This is a genomic window from Microbacterium sp. B19 (genome assembly GCF_000333395.1).
Classification (GTDB): Bacteria; Actinomycetota; Actinomycetes; order Actinomycetales; family Microbacteriaceae; genus Microbacterium.
This window is the reverse complement of record NZ_BADA01000254.1, coordinates 1-11238: the sequence shown is the minus strand read 5'-3', so window position 1 is coordinate 11238 and position 11238 is coordinate 1. Positions and strand designations below refer to the sequence as shown.

Sequence of the window (11238 nt, the reverse complement as noted above, 5' to 3'; positions counted from 1 at the left end):
CAAGGCCCACGCCCTCAAGGGCGCGTTCAAGCTCGAGCTGTACACCGATGACCCCGAGGGGCGTTTCGTCCCCGGCAACACGTTCACCCTCCAGGTTCCGGAGACCTCGCCGTGGCACGGCCGCGAGCTGACGGTCCGCGAATTCCGCTGGATGAACTCCCACCCCGTGGCCTTCTTCGAAGGCGTCGACGACCGCACGGCGGCTGAGGAGCTGGTGAAGGCGATCCTGTGGATCGACCAGGACACCGAGTCCGCTCCCGCGGAAGACGACGCCTGGTACGACCACCAGCTCGTGGGCCTCGACGTCGTTCGCGACGGCGCCGTCATCGGCCGCGTCGTGCGCGTCGACCACTTCCCCGCGCAGGACCTCCTGATCATCCGGCCCGCGGGCCGCGGTGAGGACGCCGACGTGCTCGTGCCGTTCGTGAGCGCCATCGTTCCCGAGGTCGACGTCGAGGGCGGCCGCGTCGTCGTCACGCCGCCGGCCGGTCTGTTCGAGGAGATCCCCGGCGACGACGACACTCCGCGCGAAGAGACCGGATCCGACGAGGATGCCGCTGCCTCGAACGACGCGTCGGAGGGCGACGAGTCCGACGAGGTCGCCGACTCCCGCGAGGACTGACGTGCGCATCGACGTCGTCTCGATTTTCCCGACGATCTTCGACGCGCTCGAGGTGTCGCTGCTGGGCAAGGCCCGGCAGAGCGGGCTGCTCGATGTGCGCGTGCACGATCTCCGCGACTACACGCACGACCGGCACCGCACGGTCGACGACACCCCGTACGGCGGTGGCGCCGGCATGGTCATGAAGCCGGCGCCGTGGGGCGAGGCGCTCGACGACGTCACCCGCGACGCCGCGGCATCCCCGGTCATCGTCTTCCCGTCGCCCGCGGGGGAGCGCTTCACGCAGAAGATCGCGCGCGAGCTGTCGACCGAGGATCACCTCGTCTTCGGCTGCGGCCGCTACGAGGGCATCGACGAGCGCGTGTTCGACTACGCCGCCGACCTCGGCCGCGTGCGGCTCCTGAGCCTCGGGGACTATGTGCTGAACGGCGGCGAGGTGGCGGTCATGGCGATGGTCGAGGCCATCGGCCGGCTGATCCCCGGCGTGGTCGGCAACCCCGAGAGCCTCGTCGAGGAGTCGCACGAAGACGGACTGCTCGAGTACCCGTCGTTCACCAAGCCCGCTTCCTGGCGCGGCCGCGACGTCCCGCCCGTCCTGCTGAGCGGCAATCACGGCGCGGTGGCGACGTGGCGCCGCGAGCAGCAGCTCGAGCGCACCCGCGAGCGTCGCCCGGATCTGCTCGCCGACTGAGACGTAGGCGCCTCGCGCGGGTCGAACGGGCTGAGGGTCATGGCATCCAGACTCCGGATGCCATGACCGACAGGATCAGTCGACGCCGAGGAACGAGCGGTCGGTGAGGACGATGGGGCCGTCCTCGGTGATCGCGACCGTGTGCTCGGAGTGCGAGCCGCGCGAGCCGTCGGCGCTGCGGAGCGTCCAGCCGTCGGGGTCGGTGATGAGCTCGTCGGTGGTCTGCAGGAACCACGGCTCGAGCGCCAGGACGAGGCCGGCGCGCAGCGGGTAGCCGCGGCCCGGCTTGCCGTCGTTGGCGACGTGCGGGTCGCCGTGCATCGTGCGCCCGACGCCGTGACCGCCGAAGTCGGTGTTGATGCTGAGTCCTTCTGCGTGTGCAACTGCGGCGATGGCGGCCGAGATGTCGCCGATCCGGTGGCCGACGGTCGCGGCGTCGATTGCGGCGGCGAGGGCGCGCTGCGAGGTGTCGATGAGGGCGAGGTCCTCGTCGCGCGGGGTGCCGACCACGAACGAGACCGCCGAGTCGGCGACCCAGCCCTTGACGGAGGCGGCGAAGTCGAGCGAAACGAGGTCGCCGTCGCGGAGCGCGTAGTCGTGGGGGAGGCCGTGCAGGACCGCGTCGTTGACCGAGGTGCACAGGACCTTGCCGAACGGACTGGCGCCGAACGACGGGTGGTAGTCGATGTAGCAGGACTCGGCGCCGGCGGCGCGGATCATGTCGTGCGCGCGACGGTCGAGGTGCAGGAGGTTGGTGCCCACCTTCGTCTCGTCGCGCAGCGTCGCCAGGACCTCGGCGACGAAGCGTCCGGCCGGGCGCATGGCGTCGATCTCGGCGGGTGTGCGCAGTTCGATCATCGGTGGTTCCCTTTCCTCGAACCTCCATTCTCTCGCATCGGCACCGCCCGGCGATGCCCGGGCACGCGCTGTCGGGGTGGCCGCTGTCCGGGTTCAAAGCCGCCGCACAACTGACCGCCGTAGCATCGGTTCATGGTGCTCCGCCGAATCTTCCTCCGCTGGCTGTTCCCGGCCGCGTTCGTCCTGCCGCTCTGGCTGTTCGTGGGGTGGATCGTGTTCAGCGGTGGCAGCGGGTGGGCACTCCTGTGGCTTTTCATCGCCGCACCGGCGGTTTTCGTGACGCAGATCCTCACCGCGTTCCTGGTGCGGGCGCGGGGGAGCGTCCGTGCCGAGCGGGCGGCATCCTGGCGCGACGTCATCGCGATCGCGGTGTGGCAGCTCGTGGTCGTCGCCCTGGGGTTCTACGACTCGCGCACGTTCTTCCCGTTGCTGGTGCTCAGCGTCGTCGGAGCGTTCGTGCTGCTGTGGTCGTCGCTCGCGCAGATGTGGAACGAGGCGCGCGGCGGGGTCGCGCTCCTGCACACCGCCGACGGGACCGGATACATCCCGCCGACGCGCGAGCAGCCGCGTCCGCGCGTCGAGGGCGAGGTCATCGTCATCACGGAGAAACCTGCGACGCACTGATGCTCGTCGCGGGTCGTCGAGCCGACCTGGTTTGGACGGCGTGCCCGTCCATGGCAGAATAGGCGTTTGTGCCCTGACCGGCTCTGCCTCAGGGGAGTCCGCCGCCTCGCGGCTCGGGCACAATCCTTTTCTTTTCCCCATCATCGTGCGATCGACCTGTGGCGGTCGCAGGAAGTGAAGATCATGCAGATCCTCGACGCCGTCGACGCGGCCTCGCTCCGCTCCGACATTCCCGTCTTCTCGCCCGGCGACACCGTCAAGGTGCACGTCAACATCACCGAGGGCAACCGCTCCCGCATCCAGGTCTTCCAGGGTGTTGTCATCGGCCGCTCCGGCGACGGTGTGCGCGAGACCTTCACGGTCCGCAAGGTCAGCTTCCAGGTCGGTGTCGAGCGCACCTTCCCCGTGCACAGCCCCGTGATCGACCACATCGAGGTCGTCACCCGTGGTGACGTGCGCCGCGCGAAGCTCTACTACCTGCGCAACCTGCGTGGCAAGAAGGCCAAGATCAAGGAGAAGCGCGACCGCTGAGTCCCGCCCTCCTCGAACGCCCCGCGATCCGTCGCGGGGCGTTCGTCGTTTCCGGGCGCGGGATCTGCGGGCTTGGGTCCGCGAGACTGCATGCCGCCGGCGAGACCGCTGCGCGATGTCGCCGAGTCGTCAGCCGGGTGCGGTCTCGGTGAACGGGCGGCGGTGGTGAGGTCTGGATGCGGTCTCGGTGAAAGGGCGGCGGTGGTGGCATCCGGACGCGGTCTCGGTGAAACGGCGCGGGGTGGTGGCATCAGGATGCCGATTCGCCCGGGATTCATAGGCGTTCGACGCCGTGTGACGTTCGGTGGGTGCGGCGGAATGTGCGAGGCTTGTCCCCGCGGTCTTCCGGTGTGCGGTGAGCCCGGCGAAGGATCAACATGAGCGACGAAACCGCATCCCCTCCGGCTTCGGCCCCCACGACGCGTCGGCGGCGCGGCACCCTCACGTTCCTGCGGGACGTCGTGGTGATCCTGCTGATCGCCCTCCTGGTGTCGTTCCTGGTCAAGACCTTCGTGGTGCGGTCGTTCTACATCCCGTCCGCGTCGATGACCGACACGCTGCAGCTCAACGACCGCATCCTGGTCGACGAGCTGACCCCGCACTTCGGCGAGTACGGGCGCGGGGACGTCGTGGTGTTCCGCGACCCGGGCGGATGGCTGCCGGCGAATCCGAAGCCCGAGCAGCCGCCGCTCGTCGCGGCGACGGATTGGGTGCTGTCGCTCGTCGGCCTGTCCGCTCCGGACAGCGACGACCACCTGATCAAGCGGGTCATCGGAACGCCGGGCGACCACGTCGTGTGCTGCAACGCCCTGGGCCAGACCGAGGTCAACGGTTCGCCGCTGGTCGAGCCGTACGTCAAGCTCGCCCCCGGTGCGACCGCGCCCACACCCGTGCCATTCGACATCACCGTGCCGCAAGGGTCGCTGTGGGTCGAGGGCGACAACCGCAACAGCTCGAAGGACTCGCGGTTCAACCAGGACCAGCCCGGCAAGGGCTTCGTCCCGATCGACAACGTCGTAGGACGCGCGTTCCTCATCACCTGGCCGTTCAACCGGTTCGGGGCGATCGATTTCCACCACGACGTGTTCGCGGGGGTGCCGGCGCCGGAGTCCGCGCCGTGATCGAGCCCACACTCACTCTCGAGCGGCGCCTGCTCAAGGAGCACGCGCTCATCATCGCGTGCGACGAGGTGGGTCGTGGCGCTCTCGCGGGTCCCGTCGCGGTGGGGGCGGCGGTCATCGATCCGTCGCGTTCGCGCAAGCGCGTGCCGCTCGGGCTCCGGGACTCCAAGCTCGTGCCCGAGGCCCGGCGGCCGGAGGTGGCGGCGCGCGCTGCGGCCTTCGTGCAGCACAGCGCCGTGGGCTGGGCGAGCGCCGAGGAGATCGATGAGGTCGGCATCATCCGAGCCCTGGGTCTCGCGGCGGTGCGGGCGATCGCCGACCTGCGCGCGCACGGCGTCGTACCCGAGGACGCGCTGGTGATCCTCGACGGCAATCACGACTACATCACCCCGGCGGGGGAGAGCGGTCTCCGGGTGAAGCCGATCATCAAGGCCGACCGGGACTGCGCGAGCGCCGCCGCGGCATCCGTCATCGCTAAGGTCGCGCGCGACACCGTGATGACCGGGCTGCACGACGAACTGCCCGCCTACGGGTGGGCGCGCAACAAGGGGTACGCGAGCCTCGACCATCGCGAGGCGATCGGCGTGCACGGCATGAGCGTGCACCACCGGCGCTCGTGGGCGATCGCGCCGGCTCCGACGCTGTTCTGACGCACGGGCGTGGGTCCCGGCGGTCGGCGTCCGCGTGCAACGCGCCTAGGATGGGAGAACCATGGATGACGACGTCTTCGAGGACTACGACCGCGAACTCGAACTGGCCCTGTACCGCGAGTACCGCGACGTGGTCTCGCAGTTCCAGTACGTGATCGAGACCGAACGCCGGTTCTATCTCGCCAACGACGTGAATGTCGTCCGCCGCGACACCGAGCACGATTTCTATTTCGAGATCTCGATGACCGACGTGTGGGTGTGGGACATCTACCGCGCCGACCGTTTCGTGAAGTCGGTGCGCGTGCTGACGTTCAAGGACGTCAATGTCGAGGAGCTCTCGCGCCGCGACTTCCAGCTGCCCGAAGAGCTCTCGCTCGACAGCTGACGGTTCCTCCCCAGGCGCCTTATCTCCCCCGCCATCCCCGGATCGCCATTTTCGCCCGTCGGGGCGTGACCCCTGGATGCCACGCTCTCGGGCATGGCAGCGAAAGACGACTTCGGGCGAGCCGGTGAAGAACGGGCCGCCCGCCACCTGACCGCGAACGGTTTCCGCATCCTCGACCGCAATTGGCGGTGTCCGCAGGGCGAGATCGACATCGTCGCCGAGACCGCGGGGATGCTCGTCGTGGTCGAGGTGAAGAGCCGGGCGAGCGAGGCGTTCGGGCACCCGTTCGAGGCGATCGACAAGCGCAAGGCCGAGCGTCTGTGGCGCCTGGCGATGGCGTGGATCGCCGTGCATCCGATGGAGGCGCGGCGGCGGACCCTGCGCATCGACGCGATCGCGCTCATCGGTCCCGACCCGCGCACCGCACGGCTCGAGCACCTCGAGGACGCGCTGTGACCGTCGCGCGCACCTGGGCGGTGGCGCTCACCGGGGTCCGGGGCGACCTGGTGGAGGTCGAGGCCGACCTCTCGCCGCAGACGCCGGAGTTCGCCATCATCGGGCTGCCCGACAAGGCGCTCGGCGAGGCCGGGCGACGGGTGCGGAACGCCTGCACCAACCGCGGCCTCGAACTCCCGAAGCGGCGGCTCACGGTGAACCTCTCGCCGGCGAGCCTGCCGAAACGCGGCTCGGCGTTCGACGTGGCGATCGCGGTGGCGGCTCTCGCGACGACCGGGACCATGGATGCCACCCGCGTCGCCGACACGGTGCACATCGGTGAGCTCGGTCTCGACGGGCGGCTGCGACCGGTACCCGGCGTTCTGCCGTCGGTGCTCGCGGCGTACCGGGCCGGTCGGTCGCGCGTCGTCGTTCCCGCCGCCAACGCGGCGGAGGCGGCGCTGGTGGAGGGCATCGAGGTGCGCGCGGCCACATGTCTCGCCGAGGTCGTGCGCTGGCACGGCGGCTCGAGTGAGGCGCCGGACCTGCCCCCGGTCCTGGCCGAGGAGCCTCCGATGGTGCGCGAGGAGTCGCTCGATCTCGCCGACATCCTCGGACAACCGGATGCCGTGGACGCTCTAATCGTGGCGGCTGCCGGCGGCCACCACCTGTTGATGAGCGGGCCGCCGGGCGCGGGCAAGACGATGCTGGCGCGGCGACTGCCCGGCATCCTGCCCGATCTCGACGACGACGCGGCACTGTCGGTCGCGTCGGTGCGGTCGCTGTCGGGCGAGGTCGTCACGCGCTTGAGTCGGACCCCGCCTTTCGAGAGTCCGCACCACGGGGCGAGCGCGGCGGCGCTGATCGGTGGGGGATCTGGTGTGGTGCGGCCCGGGGCGATCGCCCGCGCGAGTGAGGGCGTGCTGTTCCTCGACGAGGGCGGGGAGTTCCCGGCATCCGTGCTCGACGCCCTGCGACAACCGCTGGAGAGCGGGGTGATCCAGCTGCACCGCTCGGGAGTGTCAGCGACGTTCCCCGCCCGCTTCCAACTCGTCGTCGCGACGAACCCGTGTCCGTGCGGGCAGTACGGGGTCCCGGGTGGAATCTGCGAGTGCGCGCCGCAAGCGATCCGCCGGTACACGCGGCGTCTTTCCGGTCCGCTGCTCGACCGCATCGACCTCGACCTTCGGCTGCAGCGCGTGTCGGACGCCCGCCGCTCGAGTGCGACGCCCGCCGTGACCACGCGGGACGCGCGCGCGATTGTGGGATCCGCGCGCGAACGCGCGGCGCGCCGGTGGGCGGAGACGCCGTGGCGACGCAACGCCGATGTTCCGGGGACATGGCTGCGCGGTGCCGCTGCACCCGACGCCGAGGTTCTCCGGCCGCTCGACACCGCGCTGCGGCGGGGCGCGCTGACGCTCCGGGGCTACGACCGGCTCCTTCGCGTCGCGTGGACGGTCGCCGACCTTGCGGGACACGACCGGCTGCACGGAGACGACGTCGGCCGGGCGCTGTTCCTCCGGCGGGGGAGCGTGGCATGACGCACGAGGATCTGTCGATGGATGCCGCGGTCGTGGCGCTGGCCGGCGTGGATCGGGCGTACGAGCTCGACGCGAGCGACACGTACGCGCGCGTCTGGTGGTCGGTGCTCGCCGAACCCGGTGACGGCGCCGCGGGCGAGCTGATCGCGCGGTTCGGGGCGACGGACGCGCTCCGCATCGCTCTGTCGGACGCCGACGACGAGTGGGCCGGCGCCCGGGGCCGGTGGAAGCCACGAGCGGATGCCGGATCGGTGCATCGCTCCCTGGATGCCGCCCGTCGCGCCGACGCGACCCTTCTGGTTCCGTCCGATCCGCGGTGGCCGTCGCGGCTGAACGACCTGGGCGCGCACGCCCCGCACGCCCTCTGGATCCGCGGAGATGTGGAGGGTCTCGAGGGAGTAACGACCGTCGCGATCGTGGGCGCCCGTGCGGCGACCCCCTACGGTGAGGCCGTACCGCCGATCTCGCGGCCGACCTGGCGGGGTCCGGCGTGGTCGTCGTGTCGGGGGGGCCTACGGCATCGACGGCGCGGCGCACCGGGCGGCGCTGTCGACCGGAGGGCGCACCGTCGCCTTCCTCGCCGGCGGCGTCGACCGTGCCTACCCCCGAGGGCACGAAGCACTCCTCGCCCGGATCGCGGAAACGGGTGCGGTCGTCAGCGAGACACCGTGCGGAGCGGCGCCGACGAAGTGGCGCTTCCTGTCGCGGAACCGACTCATCGCCGCGCTCGCGGACGCGGTCGTCGTCGTGGAAGCGGGGCACCGCAGCGGCTCGCTGAACACCGCGGCACACGCCGGCCAACTCGGTCGGGCGCTCGGAGCTGTGCCGGGGCCAGTGACGAGCGCGGCCTCGGCCGGCTGTCATCGCGTTCTGCGGGAGTTCGACGGTGTGTGCGTGACGTCGGCGGCGGACGTGCGCGAGATGCTCGGTGAGAGGGCTTCGCCGCGGGCGGCTGGGGGTGGGCGTACGGACGACACCAGCCGACTGCTCGACGCGCTGTCGCCGCGGGTGGGCCGGGAAGTCGCGGACGTCGCGCGCCGCGCGGGCTTCGCCTACGCCGACGCCCAGGCGCTGCTGGGCCTCGCAGAACTCGAAGGTCGTGCCGCGCGCGGGGAGGACGGGCTGTGGCGGTCCGTGGCGAGGAGGATGTGAGACCCGGGCGAGCGGCCCACGGTCGAGCGCGTCGTGCAGTCCGGGGCGGGCCCGAGGACGCATCCTTGATGCGTGCGCATGTCCGAAGCGGTCGAAGGCTACCTGAGCCACCTCGCCGACGTGCGCCGCCTATCGCCCGCGACGGTTCGCGCCTACCGGTCCGACCTCGGTGATCTGTCCCGGGCCTCCGGCGACCCGGACGTGCGCGACCTCGACATCGAGAACCTTCGGGAATGGCAGTGGGATGCCACGACCGCCGGGCTCAGCAAAGCCACGGCCGCGCGCCGGACGTCCGCCGTGAAGGGTTTCCTGGCGTGGGCCCGGGAAGAGGGGGTGATCGACTCGGACCCGAGCGGGCGGCTGGTCGCGCCTAAGCGCGGTCGCACCCTTCCCACGGTCGCCACGGCTGCCGCGCTCGAGGGCGTCTTGGCCGCGGCCGAGGCCGAGGCGAAGGACGGCGACCCCGTCGCCCTCCGCGATCACGCGCTCCTCGAGCTTCTATACGGCACGGGCGCTCGCGTGTCGGAGATCTGCGGCCTCGACGTCGACGACATCGACCACGAGCGCCGAACCCTTCGTCTCCACGGCAAGGGCGACAAGGAACGCGTCGTGCCGTACGGCTCGCCGGCGGCTCGCGCTCTCGACGCGTACCTCGTCCGCGGTCGGCCGGCGCTGGCGGGCCGGGCGGAGGGTGCCGGGGCCGCGGTCTTCCTCGGGGCGCGCGGCGGCCGGCTGGGACCGCGGACCGTTCACGCCCTCGTCTCCCGTGTCGTCGCACCGGTCGTGGGCGCCGAATCCCTCGGCCCGCACGCGCTCCGCCACTCCGCGGCGACGCACTTGCTCGACGGTGGCGCGGATCTGCGTTCGGTCCAGGAGATCCTCGGTCACGCCAGCCTCGGCACGACCCAGATCTACACCCACGTCTCCGCCGAGCGCCTCCGCGAGGCGTACCGGCTCGCCCACCCGCGGGCGTGACGCCACGCCCGCGACTGCCTAGACGCGACGGCGGCCGTTCACCCCTGGCATCCTTTTCCGGGCCGACGTACCGTGGGGTCGTGGCCACCCGAGCTCGACGCACCACCGCGGTCAGACCCGTGACCGCGGCCAGGTGCACGATCGCGATCAGCGGTGTGCTGTTCAGCGCCCTGCTGCTGGCGGGGTGCGGGATCGGCCCTCAGCCGGTCGTCACCAGGCTCCCGCCACCAGCCCCGGCAGCGTCGGGTGAGGTCACCGCGCCGAGCGCAGCACCCACCGCCACGGCTCCGCCATCGCAGGAGGCGCCGTCCGTGACCACCGCCCCGACCATCGCTCCGAGTGACGGATCCGTCGTCGATTGCGGCAACGGCGGTACGGGCTCCGTGGCCGGCACCGAACGGCCCGTCCGGGTCACCGGCACGTGTTCCCAGCTCACCGTGTCGGGAACGGCGCTCACGGTGGATGCGGGCGGAGCGAACATCGGCGCTCTCACGATGTCGGGCGACCGCATCCGCGTCTCGGCCGCGGCCGTCGATTCCGCCACCATCCAGGGCAACGACACTGCGCTCACCGTCGCCGGGGCGTTGGGACGCCTCGACCTCAGCGGCGACCGTGCGACGATCACCGTCGGGGGAGCGATTGCCTCTCTCGTCGTCCGCGGACAGGACAGCACGGTGAAAGCCGGCGGTGGCATCGGCGATCGCACGGTCGAGGGTCGCGGCAACACCATCGGCTGACCGTCGCAGAGCAACCGAGCAGCGCGGACTCGGCCCGGCACCGTCAGCGCGTCGCCACCGGGCTCGACGCTTCGCCCCCGTGCCTGACCCGGCCGCGGGTCCGAGTACGCCCCCACCGCCTCAACAGCACGGCAGCAGGATCGCCCGCGGCACCCCGCCCAGCAGCCGCAGCGGGTTGACGTACTCGCCGTTCCACCGCACGCCGAAGTGGACCGCCCCGGCAACGGTGTGCCCGCCCTCGCCCACCTCGCCGACCGGATCGCCCCGCGCGACCGCGTCTCCGACCTCCAGCGACGTCGTCACGGGCTCGAAGGTCGTGACCAGACCATCGCCGTGATCGATCGTGATGACCGGACGTCCCGCGACCGAGCCCGCGAATGCGATGGTCCCGGCCGCGGGGGAGCGCACGCGCTCGACGCCACCGAGGTCCACACCCCTGTGCCCGGCCGCGTACCGGTTCGCCGGTGCCTCGAACGGGCGGACGATCTGCACAGCATCCACCGGCCACACCCACCCTCGTCGCGCCAAGGGGTCGTCCTCACCGGCCGTCGCGGGGGCGGAGCCCAGGACGGCCAGCGCCACCACGAACCCGAACGCCAGGAAACGCCTTCTCATGGCACCAGGCTGCCCAGGGGCCCGAGGCCCGCGCGGGCTCTCGGCGACGATCCGTGGACGAACACGACCCGAGACCTCCTGGGGAGGAGCCGTCCTGTATGCTGGAGGACGCATCTCGTGTATCGGGATGACTCCGCGTGCCCACAGCGCACCGCACTGGCCTCCGGGTCAGCGCATCGCGCGGCATCCACACCCCACGGTCCTCCGCTCCGGCGGATGGCGGGTGTGCGCCGGGCACCAGGCTCGCCGGTCCCTCGATCGGCGCGAAACAACCGCAATCATGGCGCGAGAGCGCCTCAGA

Annotated in this window: 14 protein-coding genes and 1 pseudogene; 13 read left to right on the top strand and 2 right to left on the bottom strand. The window is 71.4% G+C overall.

Annotation, left to right across the window (positions count from 1 at the left end):
- Positions 1 to 622: ribosome maturation factor RimM (gene rimM / locus I5G_RS21680; RefSeq protein ID WP_022878875.1), on the top strand; the 622-nt coding region annotated here is incomplete at its 5' end.
- A 1-nt stretch (position 623) separates the two neighbouring features.
- Positions 624 to 1313, top strand: coding sequence for a tRNA (guanosine(37)-N1)-methyltransferase TrmD (gene trmD, locus I5G_RS09645; RefSeq protein ID WP_022878874.1), 690 nt, complete (start codon positions 624 to 626; stop codon positions 1311 to 1313).
- A 75-nt stretch (positions 1314 to 1388) separates the two neighbouring features.
- Here the strand turns inward: trmD and map are convergent, their stop codons facing one another.
- On the bottom strand, positions 1389 to 2171 hold the full coding sequence (gene map / locus I5G_RS09640; RefSeq protein ID WP_022878873.1) for a type I methionyl aminopeptidase: 783 nt from the start codon (positions 2169 to 2171) through the stop codon (positions 1389 to 1391).
- A gap of 132 nt (positions 2172 to 2303) precedes the next feature.
- Between map and I5G_RS09635 the strand changes: the two genes are divergently transcribed.
- The 11 genes and pseudogenes from I5G_RS09635 to I5G_RS25300 all read left to right on the top strand — a co-directional run bounded on the left by I5G_RS09635 (position 2304) and on the right by I5G_RS25300 (position 10322).
- On the top strand, positions 2304 to 2795 hold the full coding sequence (locus I5G_RS09635) for a hypothetical protein (protein WP_022878872.1): 492 nt from the start codon (positions 2304 to 2306) through the stop codon (positions 2793 to 2795).
- Positions 2796 to 2978: 183 nt separating this feature from the next.
- On the top strand, positions 2979 to 3326 hold the full coding sequence (gene rplS, locus I5G_RS09630) for a 50S ribosomal protein L19 (RefSeq protein WP_022878871.1): 348 nt from the start codon (positions 2979 to 2981) through the stop codon (positions 3324 to 3326).
- 377 nt (positions 3327 to 3703) lie between these two features.
- Positions 3704 to 4447: a signal peptidase I gene (lepB, locus tag I5G_RS09625; protein ID WP_022878870.1), complete on the top strand. Its 744-nt coding sequence runs from the start codon at positions 3704 to 3706 to the stop codon at positions 4445 to 4447.
- Positions 4444 to 5097, top strand: a complete 654-nt coding sequence (locus tag I5G_RS09620; protein ID WP_022878869.1) for a ribonuclease HII — start codon at positions 4444 to 4446, stop codon at positions 5095 to 5097. The genes lepB and I5G_RS09620 overlap by 4 nt, the downstream gene beginning before the upstream one ends.
- 61 nt (positions 5098 to 5158) lie before the next feature.
- Positions 5159 to 5482 carry a DUF2469 family protein gene (locus I5G_RS09615; RefSeq protein WP_022878868.1) on the top strand — a complete coding sequence of 108 codons (324 nt, stop codon included), beginning with the start codon at positions 5159 to 5161 and terminating at the stop codon, positions 5480 to 5482.
- Positions 5483 to 5575: 93 nt separating this feature from the next.
- Entirely contained in the window at positions 5576 to 5938 is a 363-nt protein-coding gene (locus tag I5G_RS09610; RefSeq protein ID WP_022878867.1) for a YraN family protein, read from the top strand.
- Positions 5935 to 7458 carry a YifB family Mg chelatase-like AAA ATPase gene (locus I5G_RS09605; protein WP_022878866.1) on the top strand — a complete coding sequence of 508 codons (1524 nt, stop codon included), beginning with the start codon at positions 5935 to 5937 and terminating at the stop codon, positions 7456 to 7458. The genes I5G_RS09610 and I5G_RS09605 overlap by 4 nt, the downstream gene beginning before the upstream one ends.
- A pseudogene (locus I5G_RS26870) lies at positions 7455 to 7850 on the top strand (DNA-protecting protein DprA); the annotation flags it as partial. The gene I5G_RS09605 and the pseudogene I5G_RS26870, both read left to right, overlap by 4 nt.
- Before the next feature lie 34 nt (positions 7851 to 7884).
- Positions 7885 to 8610 (top strand): DNA-processing protein DprA, encoded by a 726-nt coding sequence (locus tag I5G_RS26865; protein WP_306305782.1) that lies wholly within the window; start codon positions 7885 to 7887, stop codon positions 8608 to 8610.
- A 72-nt stretch (positions 8611 to 8682) separates the two neighbouring features.
- Complete coding sequence (locus I5G_RS09595; RefSeq protein WP_026095811.1) at positions 8683 to 9585, top strand: tyrosine recombinase XerC; 903 nt, start codon at positions 8683 to 8685, stop codon at positions 9583 to 9585.
- An 80-nt stretch (positions 9586 to 9665) separates the two neighbouring features.
- Positions 9666 to 10322: a DUF3060 domain-containing protein gene (locus tag I5G_RS25300; protein ID WP_187288823.1), complete on the top strand. Its 657-nt coding sequence runs from the start codon at positions 9666 to 9668 to the stop codon at positions 10320 to 10322.
- Between the two features lie 120 nt (positions 10323 to 10442).
- On the opposite strand, the gene I5G_RS09585 is transcribed toward I5G_RS25300, so the two are convergent.
- Complete coding sequence (locus tag I5G_RS09585; protein WP_022878863.1) at positions 10443 to 10937, bottom strand: murein hydrolase activator EnvC; 495 nt, start codon at positions 10935 to 10937, stop codon at positions 10443 to 10445.
- Positions 10938 to 11238: the final 301 nt, after the last annotated feature.

What these genes read in the sequence shown, in the direction of transcription:
- lepB (WP_022878870.1), top strand. Translation starts at nt 3,704, where the DNA reads ATGAGCGACGAAACCGCATCCCCTCCGGCTTCGGCCCCCACGACGCGT.
- rplS (WP_022878871.1), top strand. Translation starts at nt 2,979, where the DNA reads ATGCAGATCCTCGACGCCGTCGACGCGGCCTCGCTCCGCTCCGACATT.
- map (WP_022878873.1), bottom strand. Translation starts at nt 2,171, where the DNA reads ATGATCGAACTGCGCACACCCGCCGAGATCGACGCCATGCGCCCGGCC.
- I5G_RS09635 (WP_022878872.1), top strand. Translation starts at nt 2,304, where the DNA reads ATGGTGCTCCGCCGAATCTTCCTCCGCTGGCTGTTCCCGGCCGCGTTC.
- I5G_RS09615 (WP_022878868.1), top strand. Translation starts at nt 5,159, where the DNA reads ATGGATGACGACGTCTTCGAGGACTACGACCGCGAACTCGAACTGGCC.
- I5G_RS09585 (WP_022878863.1), bottom strand. Translation starts at nt 10,937, where the DNA reads ATGAGAAGGCGTTTCCTGGCGTTCGGGTTCGTGGTGGCGCTGGCCGTC.
- I5G_RS09610 (WP_022878867.1), top strand. Translation starts at nt 5,576, where the DNA reads ATGGCAGCGAAAGACGACTTCGGGCGAGCCGGTGAAGAACGGGCCGCC.